At 65.9% G+C, this 25,669-nt stretch carries 29 protein-coding genes and 2 tRNA genes; 11 read left to right on the top strand and 20 right to left on the bottom strand.

All coding sequences use genetic code 11. The features are described from left to right. Positions 1–3: 3 nt before the first annotated feature. The gene (locus ACAM58_RS09275; RefSeq protein WP_018903005.1) at positions 4–690 is read right to left on the bottom strand and encodes a Fe2+-dependent dioxygenase; all 687 of its coding nucleotides are present in this window, start codon (positions 688–690) and stop codon (positions 4–6) included. Between the two features lie 19 nt (positions 691–709). Continuing rightward, positions 710–2,974, bottom strand: coding sequence for a TonB-dependent receptor (locus ACAM58_RS09270; protein ID WP_369664343.1), 2,265 nt, complete (start codon positions 2,972–2,974; stop codon positions 710–712). A gap of 305 nt (positions 2,975–3,279) precedes the next feature. On the opposite strand from ACAM58_RS09270, the gene ACAM58_RS09265 reads away from it, so the two are divergent. The 5 genes from ACAM58_RS09265 (at position 3,280) to hemP (ending at position 5,830) form a co-directional block, all read left to right on the top strand. Beyond that, complete coding sequence (locus ACAM58_RS09265; RefSeq protein ID WP_018903007.1) at positions 3,280–3,552, top strand: bacterioferritin-associated ferredoxin; 273 nt, start codon at positions 3,280–3,282, stop codon at positions 3,550–3,552. 111 nt (positions 3,553–3,663) lie between these two features. Beyond that, entirely contained in the window at positions 3,664–4,365 is a 702-nt protein-coding gene (locus tag ACAM58_RS09260; protein ID WP_012746948.1) for an energy transducer TonB, read from the top strand. A 22-nt stretch (positions 4,366–4,387) separates the two neighbouring features. Further along, positions 4,388–5,104, top strand: coding sequence for a MotA/TolQ/ExbB proton channel family protein (locus ACAM58_RS09255; protein ID WP_012746947.1), 717 nt, complete (start codon positions 4,388–4,390; stop codon positions 5,102–5,104). A 4-nt stretch (positions 5,105–5,108) separates the two neighbouring features. Further along, positions 5,109–5,522, top strand: coding sequence for a biopolymer transporter ExbD (locus tag ACAM58_RS09250; RefSeq protein ID WP_012746946.1), 414 nt, complete (start codon positions 5,109–5,111; stop codon positions 5,520–5,522). A gap of 95 nt (positions 5,523–5,617) precedes the next feature. After that, positions 5,618–5,830 (top strand): hemin uptake protein HemP, encoded by a 213-nt coding sequence (gene hemP / locus ACAM58_RS09245; RefSeq protein WP_012746945.1) that lies wholly within the window; start codon positions 5,618–5,620, stop codon positions 5,828–5,830. Between the two features lie 176 nt (positions 5,831–6,006). Here the strand turns inward: hemP and ACAM58_RS09240 are convergent, their stop codons facing one another. Continuing rightward, on the bottom strand, positions 6,007–6,414 hold the full coding sequence (locus ACAM58_RS09240; protein WP_012746944.1) for a heme-binding protein: 408 nt from the start codon (positions 6,412–6,414) through the stop codon (positions 6,007–6,009). A gap of 165 nt (positions 6,415–6,579) precedes the next feature. Here ACAM58_RS09240 and ACAM58_RS09235 point away from each other — a divergent pair, with 165 nt between their 5' ends. After that, positions 6,580–7,281 (top strand): Bax inhibitor-1/YccA family protein, encoded by a 702-nt coding sequence (locus ACAM58_RS09235; RefSeq protein ID WP_369664342.1) that lies wholly within the window; start codon positions 6,580–6,582, stop codon positions 7,279–7,281. Positions 7,282–7,341: 60 nt separating this feature from the next. Here the strand turns inward: ACAM58_RS09235 and rlmD are convergent, their stop codons facing one another. From rlmD to surE, 5 genes are read right to left on the bottom strand one after another with little or no spacing between them, the layout of a single operon-like run. Then, on the bottom strand, positions 7,342–8,790 hold the full coding sequence (rlmD, locus tag ACAM58_RS09230; RefSeq protein WP_369664341.1) for a 23S rRNA (uracil(1939)-C(5))-methyltransferase RlmD: 1,449 nt from the start codon (positions 8,788–8,790) through the stop codon (positions 7,342–7,344). A gap of 54 nt (positions 8,791–8,844) precedes the next feature. Beyond that, complete coding sequence (locus ACAM58_RS09225; RefSeq protein WP_012746941.1) at positions 8,845–9,840, bottom strand: sigma-70 family RNA polymerase sigma factor; 996 nt, start codon at positions 9,838–9,840, stop codon at positions 8,845–8,847. Positions 9,841–9,844: 4 nt separating this feature from the next. Further along, positions 9,845–10,741, bottom strand: coding sequence for a peptidoglycan DD-metalloendopeptidase family protein (locus tag ACAM58_RS09220; protein WP_012746940.1), 897 nt, complete (start codon positions 10,739–10,741; stop codon positions 9,845–9,847). Between the two features lie 11 nt (positions 10,742–10,752). Further along, on the bottom strand, positions 10,753–11,526 hold the full coding sequence (locus ACAM58_RS09215) for a protein-L-isoaspartate(D-aspartate) O-methyltransferase (protein ID WP_062362153.1): 774 nt from the start codon (positions 11,524–11,526) through the stop codon (positions 10,753–10,755). Between the two features lie 2 nt (positions 11,527–11,528). Then, a complete protein-coding gene (gene surE / locus ACAM58_RS09210; RefSeq protein ID WP_018903013.1) occupies positions 11,529–12,287 on the bottom strand; it encodes a 5'/3'-nucleotidase SurE in 759 nt (252 codons plus the stop codon). A gap of 127 nt (positions 12,288–12,414) precedes the next feature. On the opposite strand from surE, the gene ACAM58_RS09205 reads away from it, so the two are divergent. Next, positions 12,415–13,401: an NADPH:quinone oxidoreductase family protein gene (locus tag ACAM58_RS09205; protein ID WP_012746937.1), complete on the top strand. Its 987-nt coding sequence runs from the start codon at positions 12,415–12,417 to the stop codon at positions 13,399–13,401. A gap of 85 nt (positions 13,402–13,486) precedes the next feature. Here ACAM58_RS09205 and ACAM58_RS09200 read toward each other — a convergent pair whose 3' ends face one another. The 3 genes from ACAM58_RS09200 to ACAM58_RS09190 form a co-directional block, all read right to left on the bottom strand. After that, positions 13,487–13,831 (bottom strand): H-NS family nucleoid-associated regulatory protein, encoded by a 345-nt coding sequence (locus ACAM58_RS09200; protein WP_012746936.1) that lies wholly within the window; start codon positions 13,829–13,831, stop codon positions 13,487–13,489. Between the two features lie 264 nt (positions 13,832–14,095). Then, positions 14,096–14,171, bottom strand: a tRNA-His gene (locus tag ACAM58_RS09195). A gap of 75 nt (positions 14,172–14,246) precedes the next feature. Further along, positions 14,247–14,939 carry a YbhB/YbcL family Raf kinase inhibitor-like protein gene (locus ACAM58_RS09190; RefSeq protein ID WP_369664340.1) on the bottom strand — a complete coding sequence of 231 codons (693 nt, stop codon included), beginning with the start codon at positions 14,937–14,939 and terminating at the stop codon, positions 14,247–14,249. Here ACAM58_RS09190 and ACAM58_RS09185 point away from each other — a divergent pair. Genes ACAM58_RS09185 through ACAM58_RS09175 form a run of 3 tightly spaced genes read left to right on the top strand, consistent with a single transcriptional unit; the run spans position 14,938 to position 15,698 of the window. Further along, positions 14,938–15,099 carry a hypothetical protein gene (locus ACAM58_RS09185; RefSeq protein ID WP_155247783.1) on the top strand — a complete coding sequence of 54 codons (162 nt, stop codon included), beginning with the start codon at positions 14,938–14,940 and terminating at the stop codon, positions 15,097–15,099. The two genes, ACAM58_RS09190 and ACAM58_RS09185, sit on opposite strands and share 2 nt — an antisense overlap. Further along, positions 15,096–15,344 (top strand): GlsB/YeaQ/YmgE family stress response membrane protein, encoded by a 249-nt coding sequence (locus ACAM58_RS09180; RefSeq protein ID WP_012746934.1) that lies wholly within the window; start codon positions 15,096–15,098, stop codon positions 15,342–15,344. The genes ACAM58_RS09185 and ACAM58_RS09180 overlap by 4 nt, the downstream gene beginning before the upstream one ends. A gap of 21 nt (positions 15,345–15,365) precedes the next feature. Beyond that, on the top strand, positions 15,366–15,698 hold the full coding sequence (locus ACAM58_RS09175) for a hypothetical protein (protein WP_012746933.1): 333 nt from the start codon (positions 15,366–15,368) through the stop codon (positions 15,696–15,698). Positions 15,699–15,719: 21 nt separating this feature from the next. Here ACAM58_RS09175 and ACAM58_RS09170 read toward each other — a convergent pair whose 3' ends face one another. The 6 genes from ACAM58_RS09170 to ACAM58_RS09145 form a co-directional block, all read right to left on the bottom strand. Then, the gene (locus ACAM58_RS09170) at positions 15,720–16,394 is read right to left on the bottom strand and encodes a histidine phosphatase family protein (RefSeq protein ID WP_012746932.1); all 675 of its coding nucleotides are present in this window, start codon (positions 16,392–16,394) and stop codon (positions 15,720–15,722) included. A gap of 111 nt (positions 16,395–16,505) precedes the next feature. Then, the gene (locus tag ACAM58_RS09165; protein ID WP_012746931.1) at positions 16,506–18,416 is read right to left on the bottom strand and encodes a SurA N-terminal domain-containing protein; all 1,911 of its coding nucleotides are present in this window, start codon (positions 18,414–18,416) and stop codon (positions 16,506–16,508) included. Between the two features lie 77 nt (positions 18,417–18,493). Then, a tRNA-Val gene (locus tag ACAM58_RS09160) sits at positions 18,494–18,569 on the bottom strand. A 29-nt stretch (positions 18,570–18,598) separates the two neighbouring features. Continuing rightward, positions 18,599–18,871 (bottom strand): HU family DNA-binding protein, encoded by a 273-nt coding sequence (locus tag ACAM58_RS09155; protein WP_007830705.1) that lies wholly within the window; start codon positions 18,869–18,871, stop codon positions 18,599–18,601. A gap of 215 nt (positions 18,872–19,086) precedes the next feature. Further along, a complete protein-coding gene (locus tag ACAM58_RS09150) occupies positions 19,087–20,172 on the bottom strand; it encodes a tartrate dehydrogenase (protein WP_012746930.1) in 1,086 nt (361 codons plus the stop codon). Then, positions 20,169–21,083 carry an alpha/beta fold hydrolase gene (locus tag ACAM58_RS09145; protein ID WP_369664339.1) on the bottom strand — a complete coding sequence of 305 codons (915 nt, stop codon included), beginning with the start codon at positions 21,081–21,083 and terminating at the stop codon, positions 20,169–20,171. Before ACAM58_RS09145 ends, ACAM58_RS09150 begins: the two co-directional genes overlap by 4 nt. A gap of 70 nt (positions 21,084–21,153) precedes the next feature. Here ACAM58_RS09145 and ACAM58_RS09140 point away from each other — a divergent pair, with 70 nt between their 5' ends. After that, positions 21,154–22,116 (top strand): LysR substrate-binding domain-containing protein, encoded by a 963-nt coding sequence (locus ACAM58_RS09140; protein WP_369664338.1) that lies wholly within the window; start codon positions 21,154–21,156, stop codon positions 22,114–22,116. 18 nt (positions 22,117–22,134) lie between these two features. On the opposite strand, the gene ACAM58_RS09135 is transcribed toward ACAM58_RS09140, so the two are convergent. The 3 genes from ACAM58_RS09135 to uvrC are packed head-to-tail and all read right to left on the bottom strand — an operon-like array spanning position 22,135 to position 25,599. Continuing rightward, positions 22,135–23,019 carry a DMT family transporter gene (locus tag ACAM58_RS09135; protein WP_012746927.1) on the bottom strand — a complete coding sequence of 295 codons (885 nt, stop codon included), beginning with the start codon at positions 23,017–23,019 and terminating at the stop codon, positions 22,135–22,137. Further along, complete coding sequence (pgsA, locus tag ACAM58_RS09130) at positions 23,016–23,582, bottom strand: CDP-diacylglycerol--glycerol-3-phosphate 3-phosphatidyltransferase (protein WP_012746926.1); 567 nt, start codon at positions 23,580–23,582, stop codon at positions 23,016–23,018. The genes ACAM58_RS09135 and pgsA overlap by 4 nt, the downstream gene beginning before the upstream one ends. A gap of 55 nt (positions 23,583–23,637) precedes the next feature. Further along, a complete protein-coding gene (gene uvrC, locus ACAM58_RS09125; RefSeq protein WP_012746925.1) occupies positions 23,638–25,599 on the bottom strand; it encodes an excinuclease ABC subunit UvrC in 1,962 nt (653 codons plus the stop codon). Between the last annotated feature and the right edge of the window lie 70 nt (positions 25,600–25,669).

Here is a 25,669-nt window from a genome sequence, read left to right as displayed (position 1 = left end):
GGCTCAGACGTCGAGCCACATGCGCAGCAGGTTGTGGTACGTGCTCGTGAGGCCGATAACGCCGGAATCGGTCTCGCCATATTGGCTGCGAAGATGGCGCAGGTGGTTGTCCATCTCGAACAGCAGGCGGCGCTGCTCGTCGCTGCGCACCATGCTCTGGATCCAGAAATAGCTCGCGGTGCGGTAGCCCCGCGTCACCGGCAGCACCCGGTGAACACTGGTGCCTGGATACAGCACCATGTCTCCGGCCGGCAGCTTGACGCGCTGCACGCCGAAGGTGTCCTCGATCACGAGTTCACCGCCGTCGTATTCGTCGGGCTCGGCCAGGAACAGGGTGCAGGAGATGTCGGTGCGCACCCGGCCCGAGCCGTCGCGCAGGAAACGGACGGCACTGTCCACATGGTTGCCGAAGCTGTTGGACGCACCGCCGTAGCGGTTGAACAGCGGCGGCGAAATCTGCTTGGGCAGCGCGGCCGAGAAGAAAAGCTGGTGCCGCTCCAGGCCGCGCAGCAGCAGTTGCTGCAGCGCGCGGGTTTCTTCGCAGTCTTCCCTCAACTGTTCGTTGTTCTTCGCATGCGCCGACTGGCTGCCGGCGGTGATCCGGCCGTCGCCCCAGGGGGCGTCGGCGAGGATCCCGCGGGCCTCGCGCAGCTCCTCGGAGGTGAGCACCTGTTTGATGTGCAGCAGCATGGCCCCGAGGATAGTCCGATCAGAAGCGCACGCCGACCGTGCCGAGCACCTGGCGCTTGGCGCCCAGGATGGCAAAGCCCGGATACAGCTGATCGCCGTAGGCCTTGTTGCTGAGGTTGTTGATGTTGATCTGCGCGTACACGTCCGGCGTGAACTTGTATTCGAGCATTGCATCGGCCACGACATAGCCCGGCACGCGGGCGGTCGCCGACGCGGCGCCGGTGGTGCCCGTCAGCGGCCGGTTCTCGGTCGCGCCATGCGCGCCCAACGCGATGCGCAGCTTCGGCGTTGCCTGGTAGCTGACCCAGACCGCACCCGACTGCTTGGGCGTGAGACCCACGCGCTGGCCGACCGAGGCCTGCGCCGCAGCCGCGCTGCCGGCCTGGTCGATCTTGGCGACCGGCATCCAGGTGTACGAAGCGTAGACCTCCCACTGCCGGCCCAGGCGGCCGACCACGTCGAGCTCGACGCCTGCGGTATGCCGCTTGCCCGAGAGCGTGTAGGCCGAGCCGGCAAAGTCGGCATCGGTGGTGCGCTCGTTGTACTTCTCGGTGCGGAAAATCGCGCCGCGCGTGGAGAGCGCGCCGTCCAGCCAGTCGAGCTTGGCACCCACTTCGAGATTGCGGCTCTTCTCGGGCGGCGTGTTGGCGTTCTGCGGCGTGACGTACTGGTAGGTGTCGGCCGAGGTGTTGAACGAGGTGCCGTACGACACGTAATACGACTGGGAATCGGAGGGCTGGTACATCACGCCGCCGCGGTAGCTCCACGGCGAGTTCGACAGGTGCGTGCTGGTGACGCTCAGCGGCGTGCTGCTCACTGCGCCGGTGCGGTAGTTCAGCTGCTCGAAGTCGCCCTTGAAGCTGTCGTAGCGAATGCCGCCGAGCACCTTCCAGTGCGGCGCGACCTGGACCAGGTCCTGCACGTAGAGGCCGTAGGCCTTCGCGTCGTAGTTGCTCGAATTGCGCCATTGCGGCGACAGGCCGGTGCCGACCAGGCCGGCTCCGTCGTCGGGTGTACCGACGCGCGTGGGCGGACGGATGCCGAGCGTGCTGCCGTTGTTCTGGAAGCGAACGGCCTCCTCCTTCGAGGCATCGATGCCGGCCAGCAGCTCATGCTTCACGCCGAGCGCATCGAAGGCCAGGCTGTAGTCGCTCTGCGCATAGGTGCCCTTGTAGCGGTCCTTGCGTGGCGTGAGGCTGCTGCGCGTGAGGAAGGTCGACGGATCGAGCGCCGTGACCGCCCGGGTGCCGGCCGGGCAGGTTCCAGCCGCCGTGGGAAGCGCGCCGCAGGCGCCCACCGCCGTGCTCCATTGCGCCCGCTCGAACACGCCGCTGCGCAACTGGGTGCGCAGTTCGCCGCCATTGGCGAACCTGTGCTTCCATGCGCCGTGCACGTAGTTCGCCTCGCCGTCGACGAAGTCCGCCGAGGTGCCGTAGAAGTTGCCGGGCTTGACCGGCGCCAGGCTGCCGTTGACGTAGCGCACGGCCGACATCGGCACGTTGTTGTTCTTCAGGTGGAACAGGCCCACGGTGAATTCGTCCGCGGTCCCCAGGCCCCAGCTGTACGAGGGTGCGATGCCGTACTTGTCGATCTTCGCGCCGCCGTTGTCGGCCTTGTTGTACATCGCGTTGATGCGCAGTGCCGAGGTCTCGCCGGTGCGCACGTTGAAATCGGCGGTGGTGCGAAAGTAGCCGCCACTGCCCAGCGTACCCACGACGTCGGTCTGGTCGGCCAGCAGCGGCCTCTTGCTCACCTGGTTCACGACGCCGCCCGTGGAGCCGCGGCCGAAGAGCATGGAGGCCGAGCCGCGCATCACTTCGACGCGGTCGAGGTTGAAGGTGTCGCGGTCGTACTGCGAGGGGTCGCGCATGCCGTCGATCATCAGGTCGCCGGTGCTGGCGATCGGGAAGCCGCGCAGCCGGATGTCCTGGTCGGTGCCGTTCTCGGTCGCGGCAAAGGTGATGCCCGCCGAATAGTGCAAAGCGTCCTTCAGCGTGTCGAGCTTGACGTCGTCGATCAGCTTTTCGGTGATGACGTTGATCGACTGCGGAATGTCGCGGATGTCCTGCGTTCCCTTGCCGATGTTGGTCTTCCTGGTCTGGACCTGGTCCTTGCCCTGGACTTCGGCCTGCTCGGTCACCGTCACGGTTCCAAGCGTGCCGCCCTGCACCGGCGCTTCAGGCGTCTGCGCCCAACTGCTGACAGAGGCGGCCAGCATCAATGCGCCGAAAGGCAGCATCGCTGCTTCGCGCGGCACGCCGGTCGCCGCAGGCGTGCAAGACATGGGATGCGGCGCACGAGCGCGCCGACGGGCAGCATTGGACAAGAGAACCTCCCGAAAAGCCAAACGGCTGGTTTGAATGGCTGGCTGGGCCGGTGCTTCACCGGTGGTGGCTCGCCGAAATTTGGCTGGAGTGTAGGGCGAAGGTAGTCTGAATCATTCGCACTTAGATTCTCGTGTTGCGAAAATGCTACTTTTTCCCAACGAATACCGAAGACTTCTTTGAGGGATAGTTATTGAAAATGCGAGGGATTCGTATTTATAATCGGCCGAACCCTAACCAGCCAGCCACTGCCGCTTTCACCACCATGATCGTTTGCGTCTGCCGCCGAGTCTCCGACCGCGAAATCGCACGTCACGTGCGGGCGGGCATGACTTTCGACGAAGTCCAATTCGAACTTGGCGTGGCCACCCAGTGTGGCCAGTGTGAAGGCTGTGCGCGCGATATCGTCGCGCAGTGCAGCGCCTCCCACCCGGTCGCCGCGTTGAACCGCGAATCGGGAACGAGTGCGATCCAGCTTGCCACCTCCATCTCGGAAAGCAAGGCATGGAACTCTTCTCGGCACTCGGCGGCAGCCTGATCCTCGTTGCAGGCTCGGTCTGGTGGATCTTTCGTAAGTAAACAGTAGTCGTAGCGGTTTTGCTGCAATCGAGGCACGCTCCGTGGGTGCCCGCATTCGAATTGGTTGATCGTGTCTGACCGCTTTGCCCCTCCCCCCTCCGTACTGGGCCTCTCGCGCAATGCACTCATTGCCGGGGGCGTGATCCTGTTTCATGCAGCCGCGCTGTGGGCGCTGCAAAGCGGCCTGCTGCGCCGCGCTGCCGAAGTGGTGATCCCCGTTGAAATCCTGAGCCAGTTCGTCGAGCCGCCCAAGCCGGCCGAACCGCCGCCTCCTCCTCCACCGCCGCCGCCTCCGCAGCGCAAGCCCGAAGCGGTCAAGCCGCCGCCGCGGCCGGTGGCCATCCGCGAGCCGAAGCCCACACCCGCGCCCAGCGCGCCGGTCGGCGTGCCCGAGCCTCCGCCGCCCGCGCCCGTTGCGGAAGCTCCCGCTCCCACGCCGCCCGCGCCCCCCGCTCCGCCGCCGGCGCCGCCTGCACCACGGACGATCGAAATCTCGGAAGGGCAGACGCGCTACGTCCGCGAACCCAAGCTCGTGTATCCCAGCATGAGCAGGCGCCTGGGCGAGTCGGGCACCACTGTGGTCTCGATCTATTTCGACAGCGAAGGCTTTGCCAAGCGCGTCGAGCTCTTCAAGTCCAGCGGATTCGAGCGGCTCGACGAAGCGGCGCTCAGCGCCGCCCGCACCGCCCAGGTCACGCCCTTCAGGCAAACAGGAGGCAACGCACAGACCACCTACCTGCTGCGGGCTCCCTTCTCATTCAAACTGAACTAATCTTTCTCTGGAGCAACTTCGTATGGATTCCCAATTCGGCTTGATGAACGTCTGGAACCAGGGCGATTTCGTCACCAAGGCCGTCGCGCTGCTGTTGATCGGCATGTCGCTTGCGTCGTGGATCGTGATCATCATCAAGGCGCTCGACGTCATCAAATACAAGCGCCTTGCCAAGCATTCGCAGGACTTCTGGCATAGCGAAGACTTCGCAACCGCGCTCAACAAGCTCGGCAAGGACGACAGCAACCCGTTCCGCGCCCTGGCACTCGAAGGCCGCGAAGCGGCCGCGCACCATCGCAACACCAAAGCCCACCTTCACGATGCACTGGATGTCAGCGACTGGATCACGCGCGCGCTGCGCAACGGCATCGATGCGTTCACCGCGCGCCTTCAGACGGGCCTCGCCATCCTGGCGTCGGTCGGTTCGACGGCACCGTTCATCGGCCTGTTCGGCACCGTCTGGGGCATCTACCACGCGCTCATGAGCATCAGTACGGCCGGCCAGGCCACCATCGACAAGGTGGCGGGCCCGATCGGCGAAGCACTGATCATGACGGCGCTGGGCCTTGCGGTGGCCATTCCGGCGGTGCTGGGCTACAACGCGCTGGTGCGCGGCAACAAGTTTGTTCTCACCAAGCTCAACAGCTTCGCCCATGACCTGCACGCCTACTTCGTGACGGGCGCGCGCGTGCAAAGCGGTGGCGGCGACGCCATCGTGGTTCCGCTCAAGAAGGGCTGAGATCATGGCTTTCGGAACCCAGGACGAGCCCGATGAGGTGATGAACGAGATCAACATGACGCCGCTGGTCGACGTCATGCTGGTGCTGCTGATCATCTTCATCATCACGGTGCCGGTGATGAAGCACGCAGTCAACATCGACCTGCCCCGCGCCACCAGCGAACCCGAGCAGCCCAAGCCGCAGAACATCCTGTTCAGCATCACGGCCGACGGCAGCTACTACTGGAACGAGCAGAAGATCGACGACGCCGAACTGCCCGCCCGCCTCGCCGCCGAGGCCGCCAAGGATCCGCAGCCCGAACTGCACATCCGCGGCGACAAGGAAGTGCGCTACGAGCGCGTGGCCAAGGCGATGTCCAAGGCGCGGGAAGCCGGCGTGCGCAAGATCGGCTTCGTTACCGAGCCCGACGCGAAATAAGTCACTGACCGGCTTTAAAAAAAGTTGATCGCGGCGATTGACTTTTTATTGCGAATCATTATCATTCACTCATCGCTTCGATAAGGGAATTTCAGATGCAAGCCAAACCGAACGCCTTTTCTGTTCTGAGCCATCCTTCGCTCGACCAATCGGGTGGCGGACATGCGTCCATCCAGGCAGCGCGCCCGGCGCCGATGGTCGAAAGCACGGAGCTTCTGAAAGGAAGCAAGACCGTGGGCATCATGCACAACGGTTCCCTCTACAGGCTACAGGCCACCAAACTCGGCAAGCTGATTCTTACCAAGTAAGACCTCAGCCCGCCCTTCGCGCAAGTTTCATCGTGGGGCGACTTGAGGAGATTCATCTCCGAGGGTCGTTTTTTGCTAGCCAACGGTTCGCCGACTAGCCAAGCTTTTTTTCACGCTGGATATCCAACAAAAACGCCGACTCGAAGTCGGCGTTTTGCTTTGGCGCTATCGAAAGCTCAAAGACCGAGGGCTGCAATGCCTGCCTTGGCAATCTGGGCGTCCTCGTTCGACTTCACGCCGCTCACGCCGACGGCGCCGATCACCTGGCCGTCCTTCACGATGGGCACGCCGCCCTCGAGCAGGCCCTGAACCGCGGGCGCCGTGAGGAACGCGCTGCGGCCGCCGTTGATGATGTCTTCGTAGACCTTGCTCTCGCGGCGGCCCATGGCTGCGGTGTGCGCCTTGGCGGGCGCGATGTGGGACGACAGTGCCGCGGCGCCATCCAGGCGCTGGAGCCACAGCAGGTTGCCGGCATCGTCGGAGATGGCGATGGTCACGGCCCAGTTGTTCTTGAGGGCCTCGGCTTCGGCAGCGGCGGCAATGGCCTTGACATCGGCGAGTTCGAGGAAGGACTTGGTCTTCATGGTGAGAATCAGGTTGCGTAAAACCCGACAGCATAACGGCCAACAGTGCCCTGGGCACCCTTGCGCTTAGGACCATCGTCCATACGGTCTTTGTGCCGCCCCCCTCTTGCAGCCCCCTAGAATGCGCCCAACTGCGTGATTGCAGCAACCAAAGGAGCTACGGCCATGAACGACCGCGTTACCACCCTCGACACTTCCGCCGGCTACGGCCAGGCGCTGCCGCAGGCTGAGCGCCAACGCGTCCTGCGCAATACCTACTGGCTGCTGGCGCTGAGCATGCTGCCCACCGTGCTGGGCGCCTGGATCGGCGTTGCCACCGGCATCACAAGCTCGCTCACGGGCGGCCTGGGCCTCATGGTTTTCCTCGGCGGCGCCTTCGGCTTCATGTTCGCCATCGAGAAAACCAAGAACTCGGCCGCCGGCGTGCCGGTGCTGCTGGGCTTCACCTTCTTCATGGGCCTGATGCTGTCGCGGCTGATCGCGATGGTGCTGGGTTTCAAGAACGGTTCCGAGCTCATCATGACGGCGTTCGGCGGCACCGCCGGCGTTTTCTTCGTGATGGCATCGGTGGCCACGGTGATCAAGCGCGACCTGTCCGGCATGGGCAAGTGGCTCTTCGTCGGCGCCATGGTGCTGATGGTGGGTGCCATCATCAACGTCTTCGTCGGCTCGAGCGCCGGCATGATGGCCATCTCGGTGGCGGCCATCGGCATCTTCTCGGCCTTCATGCTCTATGACCTGAAGCAGATCATGGATGGCGGCGAAACCAACTACATCAGCGCCACGCTCGCGCTCTACCTTGACCTGTTCAACGTGTTCCAGAGCCTGCTGGCCCTGCTGGGCATCGCCGGCGGCGAACGCGACTGAGCGAACAGCGAACAAGGCGCCGTGTGCGCCAATGAAGAAGGGCCCCGAGGGGCCCTTTTTTCATGCCAGGTCGAACACCGCAATCGACTCGACGTGCGCCGTGTGCGGGAACATGTTGATCACCCCCGCGAACGTGCAGCGATAGCCGGCCTGGTGCACCAGCAGGCCGGCGTCCCGCGCCAGGGTGGACGGGTTGCAGCTCACGTAGACGATGCGCTTGGGCGGTGTCCAGCCATCGGTTCGAAGCTCGGGCTGCAGGTGCAGGTCGGCCATGGCCTTGGCCAGCGCGAAGGCGCCTTCGCGCGGCGGGTCGACCAGCCACTTGTCGGCGCTGCCATCGGCCACCAGCATGGCGGGGGTCATTTCGAAGAGGTTGCGGGCCACGAACCGCGTCGCCGACAGCGCCCGCCTGGCGGAGGTGGCAGGCTGGTTCTTGCTGAAGTTGTCGCTTGCGCGCGCGACCAGGGTGTCGCTGCCCTCGATGCCCAGGACCTCGCACGCACGGCTGGCCAGCGGCAGGGTGAAGTTGCCCAGGCCGCAGAACCAGTCGATCACGCGTTCGTGCGGCTGCACGTCGAGCAGGCGCAGCGCCTTTCCTACGAGGGCGCGGTTGATGTGCGGATTGACCTGCGTGAAATCGGTGGGCTTGAACGGCATCGTCACACCGAACTGGGGCAGCTCGTAGGACAGCGGCATGCCGCCTTCTTCGAGCAGCTTCACGGTGTCCGGCCCCTTGGCCTGCAGCCACCACTGGACGCCGGCGTTCTGCGCCGCAAAGGCCTTCAGACGGCCGATGTCCGCATTGGAGAGCGGCTCCAGGTGCCTCAGCACCAAGGCGATCGTGCCGAGCGAGGTGGTGCCGGGCGCATCGCCGCAGGCGAGTTCGATCTGCGGGCAGGTCTCGCGGGCGTCCAGCGAGCCGATCAATGCGCGCAACGGCATCAGCATGTCGCTGACCTGCTTGGGCAGCACCGGGCATACCTGCATGTCGGCGAGGTACCGGCTCTTGCGCTCGTGGAAGCCGATCAGCACCGTGCCCTTCTTGACCACATGGCGCACCGAGAGCCGAGCGCGATAGCGGTAGTGCCAGGCCGGCCCTTCCAGCGGCCGAAGCACGTTGTCGGGCCGCACCTTGCCGAGGTGCCACAGGTTGTCCTCGAGGGCGCGCTGCTTCACCGCAACCTGCGCCGCCTCGTCCAGGTGCTGCATCTTGCAGCCGCCGCAGGCACCGGTGTGCAAGCCGAAATGCGGGCAGCCGGGCCGCACCCGCTGCGAGGATTCGCGCCGGATGGCCGTGACCGTGCCCTGCTCCCAGTTGTTCTTGCGGCGATGAACGTTGAACTGCACTTCCTCGAAAGGCAGGGCCCCTTCGATGAACACGACCATGCCGTCGGCGTTGTGCGCCACGCCTTGCGCGTCGAGGTCGAGCGACTCGACCTTGAGCCATTCGCCCGCCGCGGTGGCCGGGGTTTTCGCGGGGACTTTCTTTTCTTCGATGGATTCCGTCATCCCCCGATTGTCTCAGCGCCGGCCCTGCCCCTCCGCAGCCGCGGCAAGCCGCCGCTAGAACAAGGCGTCGCGCCCCACGCCCGAGCGGATCAGCTGGCGCCGCATCTTGGCCAGCGCCTCGTTCTGGATCTGCCTCACGCGCTCGCGCGTCAGCCCGAGGCGCACGCTCAGCACCTCGAGCGTCTCGGGCTCGCGGTCGTGCAGGCCATAGCGGCCCTCCAGCACCTCGCGCTCGCGAGCATCCAGTGCGTGGACCCATTGATCGAGCAGGCGCGCGACCTCGTGGGTGTGCGTGACGTCGGTCGGGTCGCCCTGCTCGTCCTCCGACGCCACGGTGTCGGCCAGGGTGAAGCCTTCGTCTCCGTGCGCGTCGCCGGCATCGAGCGAGCGCGGCGCCTCGGCCAGCGCCAGCAGTTCCGCGACCGCCTGCACCTCCAGTCCCAGAAATGCGGCGACGTCCTCCACGCGCACGCCGTCGGGCCGATGCGCCAGGAACTCGGCATCGCCTTCGAGCGTGCGGCGGGCCCGCAGCACCTGCTGCAGCTCGCGCACCACATGCACCGGCAGGCGGATCGCACGCGCCTGGGTCAGTACGGCGCGCTCGACCGACTGGCGGATCCACCAGGTTGCATAGGTGGAAAAGCGAAAGCCCCGTTCGGGCTCGAACTTGGTGATGGCGTGCATCAGGCCGAGATTGCCTTCCTCGATGAGATCGGAAAGCGGTACGCCCCGGCCCAGATAGGCCTTGGCGATGTTCACAACCAGCCTCAGGTTGTGCTCGATCATCGATTGCCGCGCGGCAAAGTCGCCGGCGCGCGCGGCGCATGCGGCCTGGTATTCCTCTTCGGGCGTGAAGAGTTCGGTACGCCGCACCTGGCGCAGGTAGATTGTCAGGGCATCGGCGCCCTCGCCGCCGGGCAAATCGGTTGTTGCGGCAATCAGGTCTGCAGCAGGTGCCGCAGGCGAGCCCTGCGAGCCGCTCTCTACGGCCCTGCCCCGGCCCACCGGCCGACGCACGGGCAGTGCGCGACGGGGGCTGGAAGCGGCCATGGCATCACCGGCTCGGCAAGTAGCGCGCCGGGTCGACGGGCTTGCCCTGGCGGCGGATTTCGAAATGCAGCTTGACGCGGTCGGCGTCGCTGTTGCCCATCTCGGCGATCTTCTGGCCCTTTTGCACCGACTGGTCTTCCTTCACGAGCAGCGTCTGGTTGTGCGCGTAGGCCGTGAGATAGGTGTTGTTGTGCTTCAGGATGATCAGGTTGCCATAGCCGCGCAAACCGGCGCCGGCATAGACCACGCGGCCATCGGCCGCTGCAAGGACGGCGTCGCCCGCCTTGCCGCCGATGTCGAAGCCCTTGTTCTTGGCGTCGTCGAAGCCCGCGAGCAGCGTGCCGTGCGCCGGCCAGATCCAGCCGAGGTCTTCGTCGCCCGAGCTTGCTGCGGGCGCCGACGGCGACGCCGTCACTGGCGGCTTGCCGACCGCAGCGCTGGCGGGCGCCGCAGGCACCACCGCCGACGGCGGCGCGACGGGCTTGGTCACCACGCCCTCGGAAGAGGAAGACGCTGGCGCGGTTGCAACGGCGGTGCCCGGTCCCACCGGCGGCACCACGCGCAGCACCTGTCCGACTTCGATCAGGTCGGGATTTTCAAGATTGTTCCAGCGGACGATGTTCTGCCAGCTCTGGCCGGTTTCGTTGCCGATGCGGCGGATCGTGTCGCCGGGCCGCACGGCGTAATAGCCCGGCTTGCCATAGTTCTCGATGCCTGGAAGCGGCTTGCCCGACGCGTCGGTGGTGATGAGCGGGCCACCGGGTGCCGCATTGGGCGCACGCGTCATCGTGCCCCGGTCTTCGACCGGTGCCGGCCCTCGCGGTGCGGCGCAGCCCGCGATCACGAGCACAACGGCCAACGTGATACCAGCGCACCAACTCCGATTGCCAAAACCCTGCATTTGTTGTTCCTTCAAGCGATGCCCGATTTTAGGGGGACAAAGTGAACCGCCTCAAGAATGCGGCGCTCGAGTCCACGGGCGGTTTTATCGATGACGACGAGCGCCTGCCCGCCGCCTGCCGAGTGCGTGGGCGCCACGATGCGTCCGCCGACGGCGAGTTGTTCGATCCAGGCCTGCGGCACCGCCTCGCCGCCTGCCGCGGCGATGATGCCGGCATAGGGCGCACCCTTGGCATAGCCGACCATGCCGTCGCCCAGCATCAGGTGAACCGTGGCCAGCCGGAAATGCCGCAGGTTGGCGCGCGCGCGCTCGTGCAGTCCGCGCAGGCGCTCGATGCTGTACACCTCCGTGGCCACGTGGTTCAGCACTGCGGCCTGGTAGCCGCAGCCAGTGCCGATTTCCAGCACGCGGCCGAGACGGTCCTGCGGCTTGCCGGCCAGTGCGGGCGCGCCCAGCAGGAGTTCGATCATGCGGGCCACCACGCTCGGCTTGGAGATGGTCTGGCCCAGCCCGATCGGCAGGCTCGTGTCTTCATAGGCCTGGTTGACCAGCGCGCTGTCGACGAAGCGATGCCGCTCGACCGCGCTCAGCGCGCGCAGCACGCGCGCATCGGCAATGCCCTGGGCGGCGAGCTTCTGCACCATGCGCGCGCGCACGGCGTCGGAGGCCATCGAAGGCGTGGACGGCACCATCGGCTTGGCAGGCACGGCGGGCAGGCGCCCGCGCGTGGCGGCCGAGGCGGTGGGTGTCAGGCGAACCGGGAATCCAGGCCGTTGCGTGGCCATGCTCAATTACCGAGACGGGCAACCGTCTCGCGCCATTGGCCCAGGTTGGCATGGTCGGTCAGGTCGATCTGCAGCGGCGTCAGCGCAATGTGGCCGGCAGCGGTGGCATGGAAGTCGGTGCCCTCGCCGCTGTCCTTGGCGCCACCGGCACCTGCAATCCAGTACATCGTCTCGCCCCGCGGGCTTTCCTGCGTGATGACTTTCTCCGCGGAATGGCGCCGGCCCAGCCGGCAAACCTGGATCGGCTTGAGCTCTTCGAGCGGCCGGTTCGGAACGTTCACGTTGAGCAGGAAGGCGCCGCCGTCCAGCATGCGCTCGCGTTCGATCTGCTGCACCAGGCGCCGGGCCACCTGCGCGGCCGCGTCGACATGCGCCCAGCCCTTCTCGATCTGCGAGAACGCGATGGCCGGGATGCCGAACAGATAGGCCTCCATGGCCGCACCCACGGTGCCGGAGTAGATGGTGTCGTCGCCCATGTTGGCGCCGTTGTTGATGCCGGAGACCACCAGGTCGGGCCGGTAGCCGAGCAGCCCCTTGAGCGCGATGTGAACGCAATCGGCCGGCGTGCCCGTCACGTAGCGAAAACCGTTGTGCGCCTTGTGCACGTAGAGCGGCGCCGCCAGCGTGAGGGCATTGGACTTGGCGCTGTTGTTGTGCTCGGGTGCAACCACCTCGACGTCCGCGATGTCTTTCAATGCGTCGTGCAATGCGACGATGCCCGGCGCCTGAAAACCATCGTCGTTGGAAATAAGTATCTTCATGGTGCTTTTCAGTGCCCGGATTGTAGGCGCCGCGTGCGTCGCAGCAGGGACAACGGCGCCCTGCCGCGCCCCCTATCATCGCCTCGCATCATTGCCCACACACGACTGATTCAAAGGAGACCCGAGCATGCACGCATGGCTTTGCGAAAACCCCACCGGCGTCGATGCGCTGGCCTGGAAGGAACTGCCGACGCCGGCGCCGGGTCCGGGCCAGGTGCTGATCGAGATCAGGGCAGCCAGCCTCAACTTCCCCGATCTGCTGATCGTGCAGAACAAATACCAGATCAAGCCGCCGCTGCCCTTCGTGCCCGGTTCGGAATACGCCGGCGTCGTCCAGGCGGTGGGCGAAGGCGTCACCCATCTGAAGGTCGGCCAGAACGTGGCCTGCCTTTCGGGCACGGGCGGGTTCGCAACCCACACGCTGGCACCGGCGGCGCTGTGCATGCCGCTGCCCGAAGGCTTCGGCCATGTCGACGCGGCGGCGTTCATCATGATCTATGCCACCTCGTGGCATGCGCTGATGGACCGCGCGCAGCTCAAGGCCGGTGAAACCGTGCTCGTGCTCGGCGCGGCAGGCGGCGTGGGCACCGCCGCCATTCAAATCGCAAAGGCGGCAGGCGCCAAAGTGATTGCGGCGGCTTCTACCGACGAGAAATGCGAACTCTGCCGCTCCATTGGCGCCGACGCCACCATCAACTACACCACGCATGCGCTTCCAGGCGGCTTTCGCGATGCCATCAAGGCCGCGACCGACGGCAAAGGCCCCGACGTCATTTACGACCCGGTGGGCGGTGATTTCGCCGAGCCTGCATTTCGCTCGATTGCATGGCGCGGACGCTATTTGGTGGTCGGCTTTGCCTCCGGGCCGATTCCGTCGCTGCCATTGAACCTCACGCTGTTGAAAGGCGCTTCCCTGGTCGGTGTGTTCTGGGGCGATTTCGCCAAGCGCGAGCCCAAGGCCAATGCACAAATGATGGCCGAATTGGCGCACTGGTACGGACAGGGAAAGATCAAGCCCGTGATCGACAGCACGATGCAGATGTCACAATTGAAAGCTGCCTATGCCCACATGGGATCGCGCGGCGTCAAAGGAAAACTCGTGATGGTGAACTGAGCGCTGCGGGTTTGCCCGGATTCGCACCCAATAAAAAAGCCCGCAGATGCGGGCTTTTTTATTGGCGGGTGGCCTGCTTCGGCGCTTACTTGATCTCGAACTCGGAAAGCGACTTGCCTGCGGCCAGTGCTTCGGTGACCCAACGCGGCTTGCGGCCGCGGCCGCCAGACCAGGTTTCTCCGGTCGGACCACGGTATTTGGCTGCTGCCTTGACCGCGGGAACCCCTGCACTGCGCTTGACCGAGCCGCCGCGTGCACTGAGTTTCAGGTCCGACGCAGTCAGGCCGTATTCAGCGATCTTCCGGCGCACATCTTCAATCACGCCCGCGCGCTCTTGGTTGCGAAGGTCTTCGGCCTGCTTGCGCAATTGCGCAATCTGCTCGTCGTACTTCTTGATCTGGGAATTGATATCGGCAAGGGTCGAAGCCATTGTTGGACTCCTGAAAATTGGAAACGGGGCGGATTTTAATTCAATTCCAATTTATTACAAGCAGGCCGTCGCGTGAAAATTGAGGATCCCGCGCCCGGTCTGCGGCGGCGCACAATGCAGCGCGCACCAGTTTGGATGCCTTTTTATCAAGCCAAAGGAAGAGCGCTGCGCCGGCTGCAGGAGCCGGAAATGACAACGCCGGGGCTGGCCCGGCGCTGTGTTCCCGTGGACGCTATTGCGCAATAGCAGTCGGGAAAGGTATTTTGGGGTGGCTGATGGGACTCGAACCCACGACGACCAGAATCACAATCTGGGACTCTACCAGCTGAGCTACAGCCACCGCAGAGCCTTCAATTGTAGCGGCAAAAACCCCGGTTTTCGCCACGGGGGCATGCGAACGGGCCTGAAATTCTTCTCAACCCGTGGCGAGGGGCCCGGCCGGGGCCGCCTTCTTGATCTTGATCGAGCCGTCCGGCCTTTCGCAGGTGCCGATCAGCAGGCCGCTCGCGAGCGCGTGCTCGCGCAGCGCGTCGAACACCTCGTCCCGCCCGGGCGCCGTGGAAAACGCGGGCGTGTCGTCGAGCGCAAACAGCTGGAAGGCGTAGCGGTGCGCGCCGTGCCCCGGGGGCGGATCGGGAGGCAGCCAGGCGGCCTGCAGCCCGGAATTGCGCCCGACGCGCAAACCGGCGGCGCCGGCGTTGTCCCGGCTCGGAATGGCCGCCTCGTCGAGCTTGCCCTCGGCCGGCTGCAGCCCGACGACGATCGCATGCACGAGCGGATTCGGCGTGGGTGAATCGGCATCCTCGACCACCAGCACCAGCGATTCGGTGCCCGCCGGAAGCCCGGTCCACTGCAGCGGCGGCGACAAGCCCTCGCCATCGGCCGTATAGCGCGACGGCAAGGGCGCGTGGTCCGCGAAAGCAACGCTGCTCAAGGCAATCGACGCCATCCCCTGCCGCATGCCAAGCGTATTGAAGACGATCTTGTCCAACCCCGCGCGCATTCCCTGCAGCGCGTGGCCGATGACTTCAGGCAGTTTTTCCAGCATGGTCCCGGTATAGCGCTGCGCCGCGAAGCACCCTGTAGGACGCAGCAGCAACCACGACATGGCCGTCTGCGCCAAAGTTCTCGGACTCGAGCCCGATGTGATCGAGCCGGCTTCGGCAATCGCGCTGCTCCGCTATCATGAACGCCGCTTGCTTCGACGGTTCGCGCTTTTCGCCGTGACCGCCACTTTCCAATTCACCGCCAAAGGAATTTCTTCATGAGCATCGTCTGGACCATCCTGATCGGGTTCATCGTGGGTCTCGTGGCGCGGGCCGTCAAGCCGGGCGACGATTCCGCAGGCTTCATCGTGACCACGCTGATCGGCGTGGCGGGTTCCCTGATCGTGACCTATGTCGGCCAGGCACTCGGCTGGTACACCGCGGGCCAGGGGGCGGGCTTCATTGCCTCGGTGCTCGGCGCGATCGTGCTGCTGATCCTGTACGGCCTGATCAAGCGCAAGAGCTGATCCGGCCGGCAGTGCGGATCGATGCCGCGCAAACCACGGGCGAAGCACCACGTCTACGTGGTCGAACTCGATGACCGCGTCTGGAACCATGGCCGGTTCAGGCGCGCCAATCCCGACTACCAGCTCGGCAAGCCCTTCGTCTACGTCGGAATGACGGGGCTCGACCCCGACATCCGCTTCGACAAGCACAAGGCCGGCATCCAGGCCAACAGCTTCGTCCAGGCCTTCGGGCTCAGGCTGCTGCCCGCGCTCTACGAACGCTACAACCCGATGAGCTACGAGGACGCGCGCTCGATGGAGGTCGAGCTCGGCATCGCGCTGCGCAAGAGCGGCTACGGCGTCTGGCAGGCCTGATGCAGCCGCTGCTGCAGACGCTCAGGCGTAGGTCACCCAGCCTTCGTAGGCCGGAGCGTCCAGGTGCGGCAGCGTGTTGTAGGTGACGAGCATGTGCCGCTTGGGCGTGAAGGCAAACTCCGTCACCGCGGTGTTTCGGATGCGCAGGTTCAGTTCGATCGTCGTCTCGGGGCTCGTGCCCAGCACATGGCCCACGGCCGTGCTGATCGGTCCGCCGCTCGACACCACCAGCACCTTGGCGCCGTGGTGGCGGCCGCGCACATGGTCGAGCGCCGTCGTCACGCCCGCCAGGAAATCGACGTAGCTCGGCATGCCGGCGGGCTGGGTCCGGCCCTGCATCCAGGCGCCCAGGCCGTCGCGCAAGAGGCGGAAGTGGTGGCGGTACATCTCGGGCGAGTCGGGCTTCTCGAGCTTGCCTTCGTGGATGGTGGCGATGACAGCCTCGCTGTCGTACTCGTTGAGCCCGGGCCACGCCAGCACATCGTCGCGCTTCAGCCCGAGCCCCTCGGCAATGCCTTCCCAGGTCTGGCGATGGCGCTTCAGGGTGCCGGTGATCACGGCATCGAAATGCATGCCGCGCTCCCGCCAGTATTCGCCAAGGCGCACGGACTGCCTGTGGCCGAGCTCGCTCAGGTTGTCATAGTCGGCGGCGCCGAAACTGGCCTGGCCGTGGCGCACGAGATAGAGGGTTCCCATGCACGGGATTCTGGCGACAAGCGCCCCTTGCGCTTGTCCCACGTGCGACGAAATACGTGGTCGCGTCCTGGCAGCTGAGCCGGAGGCGACACGGCGCGCAACAAGCCCGGGTCAGCGGGCCATCGGCAGCGTCTCCGCCGGCTTCGGCACGAGGATCTCTGCCTTGAAGCGTTCCTTCAGCAAGTTGTAGTACGCAACTTCTTCCGCCGCAGCCACCGACTGGCCGACCTGCGCGTTCTCCTGCTGCGTTTGTTCGGGCGCCGACGGCGTGCGCGGAACCACCTTGGTCACGCGGACCACTGCGTAGCCTTGCGTGCCCAGGTCCACGCCCACCAGCGCGGGCAGCTTGGACGCATCGGCGCGCAATGCGGCATCGATGACGGCAAGGGGCTGGGCCTGCGCTTCGCGGCGCGACACCGTGACCGGTGCGCCGAAGGTGGCGCCGTCGGCCTTGGCGGTCCAGGCGGCGAGCTTGGCTTCGCCCTCGGCCTTGGCCATGACCGCGGCGCGCTCGGTGATGAGCTGCGCACGGATCTTGTCCTTGACCTCGGCCAGCGGCATCGGATGCGCGGGCGTGTACTGCGTCACACGGCCTGCCGCGAGCTGGTTGGAGCCGACTTCGATGGCTTCGGTGTTCTGCTTGCGGTCCAGCGAATCGGCCGCGAACAGCGCGTTCAGGAAATTGCGGTTCGCGAGCACGCCGGCGGCGCCCGGCGGCGGCGTGCGCGAGACGTTGCTGGCCGTCTGGATCGTGAGCCTCAGCTTTTCCGCCGCGGGCTTGAGGCTGTCGGGCTGCTGGTAGACCGCATCGGTGAAGGTTTCGGCGGCCTTCGCGAATTCCTGCGTCGCCTGCTGCGAACGGACTTCGTTCTCGATGGTGGCGCGCACCTGCTCGAACGGCGGCACCACGGCCGGCTTGATGTCGGCGAGGCGAATGATGTGATAGCCGAACTCGGTTTCGACCACGTCGCTGATGTCGCCCTTCTTGAGTGCGAACAGCGCATCCTCGAAAGGCTTGACCATTGCACCGCGCGTCACGAAGTCGAGGTCGCCGCCCTTCTCCGCCGATCCGGGATCCTGCGAATTCTTGCGCGCGACGTCGGCGAAGGTGGCGGGCGCCTTCTTCACTTCGGCAAGCAATTGCTCCGCCTTGGCCTTGGCCTTGGCGCGGTCGGCTGCCGGTGCGCTGGCCGGCGCGGTGATCAGGATGTGGCTTGCGCGGCGCTCTTCCTTGGTGCCGAAGCGCGCCGTGTTCTGCTCGTAGTAGGTCTTGAGGTCGGCCTCGTTCACCGAGATGTTCTTCTTGGCGGCTTCGAGGTCGAGCACGAGGTACTCGATGCTGGCCTGCTCGGGCGCCTGGAACTGCGCGGTGTGGGCCTTGTAGTAGGCCTCCACGTCGGCATCGCTCACGGTCACCTTGGACGCGAAGCTCTCGGGGCTGAAGCGCGCGACCTGGATCTCGCGCCGGTCGTAGAAGGCGTTGATGGTTGCCGCCGCCAGCGCGGGCGGCGTGAACGCCGTGCCCGTGACGCCCAGCAGCATCTGCTGCGTGGCCAGTTCGGCGCGCATCGACGCCTCGTACTGCTCCGGCGTGCGGCCGGTGACGCGCTGGAAGCTCTCGCGGTCGAACTTGCCGTCCGGCGTGCGGAAGGCCGCAAGGCCCGTGTCCTGCGCGAAGATGCGCGACAGCCGCTCTTCGGAGATGGTCACGTTCGACTTGGCCGCTGCCGCGGCCAGCACGCGGTCGCGCACCATGCGCTCCAGCGTGGCATAGCGCATCACGTCGGATTCGAGCAGCGTTGGATCGACGTTGGGCGATTGCTGGCGGATGCGGTCGGTCTCGAGACGGTGCTGCGCATCCCACTCGGGCCGGGTGATGTTCTGGCCATCGACCCGCGCAACCTTCACTTCGCCGCCGGAGCCCTGATAGCGCTCCACGCCAAAGAGGACGAACGAGGGAATGATCAGCAAGAACAAGAAAATCATGACGATCTTGTTGTACTTGCGGAAGAAATCAAACATGCTTGAACACTCTTTTGCGACGGATGTCGGGACGGCAATAAAAAAGGCGAACCTGTGTTCGCCTTTGCATCGGGTGGTGGTGGGTGCTGAGGGGCTCGAACCCCCGACCTACGCCTTGTAAGGGCGCCGCTCTACCAGCTGAGCTAAGCACCCCACCGGGAATACTCTCCGTAGTCTACGTCTTAGTTCAGCGCGTCTTTCAACGCCTTGCCCGGACGGAACTTCGGAATCTTGGCGGCCTTGATTTTAATCGCGTCGCCGGTGCGCGGATTGCGGCCGGTGCGGGCGGCCCTTTTTCCGACTGCGAAAGTGCCGAAACCGACCAGCGACACCGAGCCGCCTTTTTTGAGCGTGGTACGAATGGCGCCGATGGTGGATTCCAGCGCGCGGGTGGCGGCTGCCTTGGAAATATCGGCGTTCTTTGCGATGTGCTCAATCAGTTCGGTCTTGTTCACAAGGGCCCCTTGTAGAAGAAATAAAGTTGGTCGGCTTTCGTCAGCTGCGAGCTGGCCGCGAAATGACGCGGCTCGAAAAGCCTGGCAGGACTGACGCCTCGGCAGCGCGCTGCCAGCGAGGATTACAACCACTGGTCTGCAGGGTGTCAATACGACACGAGGCCGTGCAGAACAGCGGAGCGCGCGATTTTAGGGGCGTTTCTTGAAGACGAATTTCAAAGGGCCTCGGCAATGGCCTTGCCAAGGTCGCTGGTGCTCGCCTTGCCGCCGATGTCGGGCGTGCGCGGCGCTCCGCTTTGGGGCGCCAGCACCTTTTCGATGGTGGAAAGGATCGCGTCGTGCGCGTTCTTGTGGCCCAGGAACTCGAGCATCATCGCGCCGCACCAGATCTGTCCGATGGGGTTGGCGATGCCCTTGCCCGCGATGTCGGGCGCCGAGCCGTGCACCGGCTCGAACAGCGAGGGCGTGGTGCGCTCCGGGTTGAGGTTGGCGCTGGGCGCAATGCCGATGGTGCCGGTGCAGGCAGGGCCGAGGTCGGACAGGATGTCGCCGAACAGGTTGCTGGCCACCACCACGTCGAAGAAGTCGGGCCGCTGCACGAAGTGGGCCGTGAGGATGTCGATGTGGAACTTGTCGAGCTTCACGCCCGGATAGTTCTTTGCCATTTCGGCCACGCGCTCGTCCCAGTACGGCATGGTGATGGAAATGCCGTTCGACTTGGTCGCGCTGGTCAGGTGCTTCTTGGGGCGCGATTGCGCAAGCTCGAACGCAAACTTGAGCACGCGGTCGACGCCCACGCGCGACATCACGGTTTCCTGCACGACGATCTCGCGCGGCGTGCCTTCGTACATACGCCCGCCGATGCTCGAGTACTCGCCTTCGGTGTTCTCGCGCACGATGTACATGTCGATCTCGCCGGGCTCGCGCGGCGTGCCGTCGCGCCGCACCACGGGGGCCGTGATGCCGGGCATCAGGCGCGCGGGGCGCAGGTTGATGTACTGGTCGAACTCGCGGCGGAACAGGAGCAGCGAGCCCCAGAGCGAGACATGGTCGGCAATCTTCTCGGGCCAGCCGACCGCACCGAAGTAGATGGCATCATGGCCGCCGATCTGGTCCTTCCAGTTGTCGGGCAGCATCTTGCCGTGCTTCTCGCAGTAGTCCCAACTCGAGAAGTCGAAGTGGTCGAACTTCAGGTCGATGCCGAACTTGCGCGCCGCGGCATCGACCACGCGCAGGCCTTCGGGCATGGTTTCCTTGCCGATGCCGTCGCCGGCGATGACTGCGATTCTGTGGGTGGTCATGGTCTGGTTCCTTCTTGCTGGAGAGGGGAAGTGAAAAACTGGAGCGCCTCGGCGAGCAGTTCGCCCGGGGCCTCCTCCGGTATGTAGTGGCCGCACGGCAAGGCGCGGCCCGAAACCTGGATGGCGCATTCGCGCCAGAGCGAGAGCACATCGAAGCAGCGGCCCACCGCGCCGTGCTCGCCCCAGAGCACGCGCAGCGGCTGCGCAAGCTTGCGGCCGGCGGCGATGTCGGCGCGGTCGTGCACCAGATCGATGGTGGCGGACGCGCGGTAGTCGCCGCAGATCGATTCGGCCGTGCCCGGAATGGCGGCGCAGCGCTCGTATTCGGCCAGCATCTCGGGCGCGAAGGGCGCGAGCCCCGCGTGGCGCCCGCCCATCACGCTGCGCACGTAGCGCACCGGGTCGGAGGCGATCAAGGCCTCGGGCAGCGGCGGCGGCTGGATCAGGAAGAACCAGTGCCAGTAGGCGCGCGCAAAGGCCTCGGTGGTGTTCTCGTACATCGAGAGCGTGGGCGCGATGTCCAGCAGCAGCATGCGCTCGACGGCCGCCGCATGGTCGGCGACCAGCCGATGCGCGACGCGCGCGCCGCGGTCGTGCGCCAGCACGCCGAAGCGCTCGAAGCCGTGATGGCGCATGGCGGCGAGTGCATCGCGCGCCATTTCGCGCTTGCTGTAGGCCACGTGGCCGGCATCGTCCGCGGGGCGACCGGAGTCGCCATAGCCGCGCAGGTCCACCGCCACCACCGTAAACCGCTCGGCGAGGGCCGGCGCCACGCGGTGCCAGATCAGGTGCGTCTGCGGATGCCCGTGCAAGAGCAGCAGGGGCACGCCGCGCCCGCCGATGCGGCCATGTATGCGCACGCCGTTGCGCTCGATGTCGAATTCGGGAAAGTCGAAGAAGGAAGCAGTCACGCGGCAATTGTGCGTTGCGCCTTATCGATCATCAAGCAACAATCAACCAATTCATACTTTCCAATCTGGCATGAATCCATTGTCGATGGACCGCGGCGATCTCGAGCTGGTGCTGGCGATCCGCGACCAGGGAAGCCTGGCGGGCGCCTCCGCCACGCTGGACGTGGTGCCCTCGGTCGTGACCAAGCGGCTCGGTGCGCTCGAGGCGCGGCTGGGCCAGCGGCTGTTCGAGCGCACCACGCGCCGCCTCAGCGTGACGGCCGAGGGCGAAGCGGTCTGCCTGCACGCGAGGGCGTTGCTCGAAGGCTTTGCCGCGCTCGAAAGCGAGCTCGGCGAGCGGCAGAACGAACTGGTCGGCACCATCCGGCTGGCTGCGACCTTCGGCTTCGGCCGCCGCTGGCTCGGCCCTGCCCTGGCCAGCTTCCAGGCGCGCCATCCCGGGCTGCAGATCGAGTTGCTGTTGACCGAGCGGCTGCCCGACCTCGGCGCCGAAGGCTATGACGGCGCGCTCTGGCTCTGGGCCGTGCAGCAGCGCCGCGCGGCCGACTGGGTCACGCGCCGCATTGCGCGCAACCAGCGCGTGCTGGCCGCCTCTCCTTCATATATGGAGCGGCGCGGCCTGCCGGCCACCGTCGATGCGCTGGCGGCCCACGACTGCCTGGTCGCGCGCGAGAACGGCGAGGTCAACCAGCACCAGTTCGCGCTGTGGACCCTGCGCCATGCGCGCGACGGCAGCACGGCGCGCGTGCGCGTCCAGGGTCCGCTCACGAGCAATTCGGGCGAGATGGTGCGCGACTGGTGCCTGGCCGGCCACGGCATCATGCTGCGCAGCCTGTGGGACATCGCACCGCAACTGGCTTCCGGTGAACTGGTGCGGGTGCTGCCCCACTACGCCATGCCCGATGCCGACATCCACTGGATCGCGCCCTGGCGCCCCAAGACGCCGCGCCGCGTGCGGCTGCTGCTCGACCACCTGGCCGAACAGTTCCGCGGCGAGCCCTGGAAACCCGGCAAGGCCGGTTCGCCGCGCTGAAGAAAAAGCAAGGGCGGCTCAGCGATCGCTGCGCACCACCAGGCTCACGCCGGCGGCGGTGAGGCCGATGCCCAGCAAGGTCACCAGGGTGATCGGCTCGGCGAACAGCAGCCAGGCCATGACTGCCGTGCACGGCGGCACCAGGTAGAGCAGGCTCGTGACGGCGGTGGCCGTGCCGCGCTGGATCAGCATGTAGAGCAGCGAGCTGCCGCCCAGCGACAGCACCAGCACCGACCAGGCCATGGCGCCGGTCGAATGCGCGTTCCATTCGATGCCCTGCGATTCCATGGCCGCAAAGGGCAGGCACACGATCAATGCGGCTGCCATCTGCACGGCGCTCGCGCTGCGCACGTCGCAGGGGGCGACGAAGCGCTTCTGGTACAGCGTGCCCGCCGTGATCGAAAGGAGCGCCATCACCGCAAGCGCCATGGTCAACGCGCTGACCTCGCTGCCCTGGCCGAACTTGCGCGACACCACGAGCACCAGGCCCGCAAAGCCGAGCACCAGCCCGGCCCATTGGCGCTGCGAAATGCGCCCGCCGTTGAACGACAGCCAGACGGCGGTCAGCACCGGCTGGATGCCGACCAGCAATGCCACCAGCCCCGCACCCATGCCCGCATGCACCGCGGCCCAGACGCCGCCCAGGTAGCCCGCCTGCATCAGGACGCCGGTGACCGCCAGGTGCCCCCACTGCGCGCGGTCCTTCGGCCAGGCGACCCGCGCAAGCCTGACCCAGAGGCAGAAGCACACGAGAGAAAGCGCAAAGCGCACAGCCAGGAACTTGAGCGGCGGCGCATAGGGCATGCCATAGCGCGCAACGATGAAGCCCGTGCTCCAGATCAGCACGAACACCGCCGGCATGGCGCGCAGCCAGCTTGCGCCGCGGGCCGCAGCCACGCTCATTTGGCGCGGGCCCGGATTTCGGGAATGGCCTTCTGCAGGTAATAGACCATCGACCAGATCGTGAGCACGGCCGAGATCCAGATCAGCCACTGGCCCCAGAGACCGGTGTCGATGATCTTGAAGAGGCGTCCGTCATAGAGCAGGAACGGAATCGCGACCATCTGCACGGTGGTCTTGACCTTGCCGATCATGTGCACCGCCACGCTCTTGCTCGCGCCGATCTGCGCCATCCACTCGCGCAGCGCCGAGATCGCGATCTCACGGCCGATGATGATCAGCGCCACGAACACGTCGGCGCGGTTCAGGTGCACCAGCACCAGCAGCGAGGCGCAGACCAGGAACTTGTCGGCCACCGGATCGAGGAAGGCGCCGAAGGCCGAGGTCTGGTTGAGCTTGCGCGCCAGGAAGCCGTCGAGCCAGTCGGTGGCCGCGAAGACGATGAACATGACCGTGGCGATCAGGTTGCGCATCGGCTCGGCCATCGGCAGGTAGAACACACCAACGATCAATGGAATCGCGACGATGCGCGTCCAGGTCATGATGGTCGGGAGGGTCCAGAACATGCGGGCGATTGTGTCATGCGCGAGAGGCTGAAGCTGAAGCCGGGGGCAATCGGCCTCAATGCAGCGCGCGATAGATTTCCTCGGCCAGGTCGGTCGCAATGCCTTCGACCGATGCAATGTCCTCGACGCTGGCGGCCGCCACGCCGCGGATTCCGCCAAAGCGCTGCAGCAGGCGCGCCCGGCGCTTCGGTCCGATGCCCGGAATGTCCTCGAGCTGGCTGCCGCCCACGCGCACCTTCGCGCGCTTGGCGCGCATGCCGGTGATGGCAAAGCGGTGGGCCTCGTCGCGGATCTGCGCCACCAGCATCAGCGCCGCGGAGTCCTTGCCCAGGTAGACCTTCTCGCGGCCATCGGCAAACACCAGTTCCTCGAGCCCGACCTTGCGCCCCTCGCCCTTCTCGACGCCGACGATGAGCGACAGCGGCAGGCCCAGTTCGCTGAACACCTCGCGCGCCATCGACACCTGGCCCTTGCCTCCGTCGACCAGCACCAGTTCCGGCATGCGCGCGGTCCGGGTCTTGGGCGGTGCGCCGCCGCCATCGCTCTCGGCGTCGCCCGGCGGCAGCGCTTCAGTCTCGGCCGCCATGGCCTCGGCCAGCTTGCCATAGCGGCGGTGCAGCACCTGGCGCATCGCGGCGTAGTCGTCGCCGGGCGTGATGCCCTCGATGTTGTAGCGGCGGTATTCGCGGTTCTGCATCGTGTGGTGCTCGAACACCACGCACGAGGCCTGCGTGGCCTCGCCCGCGGTGTGCGAGATGTCGAAGCATTCGATGCGGAAGTTGTCGAGATCGTCGGGCGCGAGCTCCAGCGCATCGGCCAGCGCACGGGTGCGCGCCTGCTGCGAACCTTCTTCCGCCAGCAGCCGGGCCAGTTGCAGGCCGGCGTTGGTCTCGGCCATCTCGAGCCAGTGCCTGCGTTGCTCGCGCGGCTGGAACACCGCCGTCACGCGCGCGCCGGCCTGCTGCGAGATCGCCTCGATCAGCTCGCGGCTCACCAGGTGGCTCAGCACCAGCGTGGCGGGCACGGGCACGTCGATGTAGTGCTGGGCAATGAAGGCCTCGAGCACCTGCACCTCGATCGGATCGGCCGCGGCGGGCGCTGCGCCCTCTTCCGCATCGAGCTCGCCATGGTGGATCTGCGCGGCGTCTTCCACATGCACCGGGAAATAGGCGCGGTCGCCCAGGTGCCGGCCGCCGCGCACCATCGCCAGGTTGACGCAGGCCTTGCCGCCCTGCACCTTGACGGCAAGGATGTCGACGTCCTTGTCCGAAGCGATCTCGATCGACTGCTGGTGCAGCACGCGCGAGATCGCCGACATCTGGTTGCGCAGCTCGGCCGCCTGTTCGAATTCGAGCTTCTCGGCGTGCTCGGTCATGCGCGCCTCGAGCTTGGAGAGCACGAGCTGGGTGTCGCCCCTCAGGAAGGCCTCGGCGCTGGCCACGTCCTGCGCATAGGCCTCGGGCGTGATGTAGCCCACGCAGGGGCCGGTGCAGCGCTTGATCTGGTATAGCAGGCAGGGCCGTGTGCGGTTGGCGTACACCGTGTCTTCGCAGGTGCGCAGCCTGAACACCTTCTGCAGCAGCTGGATCGACTCCTTCACCGCCCAGGCGCTCGGGTAGGGCCCGAAGTAGCGGTGCTTCTTGTCGACCGCGCCGCGGTAGTAGGCCAGGCGCGGAAACTCGTGCGAGGCGATCTTCAGGTAGGGATAGCTCTTGTCGTCGCGGAACAGGATGTTGTAGCGCGGCTTGAGCGTCTTGATGAGATTGTTCTCGAGCAAGAGCGCCTCGGCCTCGGAGCGCACCACGGTGGTCTCCATGCGCACGATCTTGCTGATCATGTGGCCGATGCGCGTGCCGCCATGGCTCTTCTGGAAATAGTTGGCAACCCGCTTCTTGAGGTTGCGCGCCTTGCCCACGTAGAGCACCGCGCCAGCCGCGTCGAAATAGCGGTAGACGCCCGGCAGCTGCGGCAGGGCCGCGACTTCGCTGAGCAATTGATCGGAATGCACGTCTGACATGGCGGCTATTGTGGCGCGCACGCCAGGCCGCAGGGCCAGCCTGCGAGGAAACCCCGATCGGCCTGGAATG

The sequence above is a fragment of the Variovorax sp. V116 genome, assembly GCF_041154435.1.
Lineage (GTDB): Bacteria > Pseudomonadota > Gammaproteobacteria > Burkholderiales > Burkholderiaceae_C > Variovorax > Variovorax paradoxus.
This window is presented reverse-complemented; position numbering and strand designations above follow the sequence as displayed.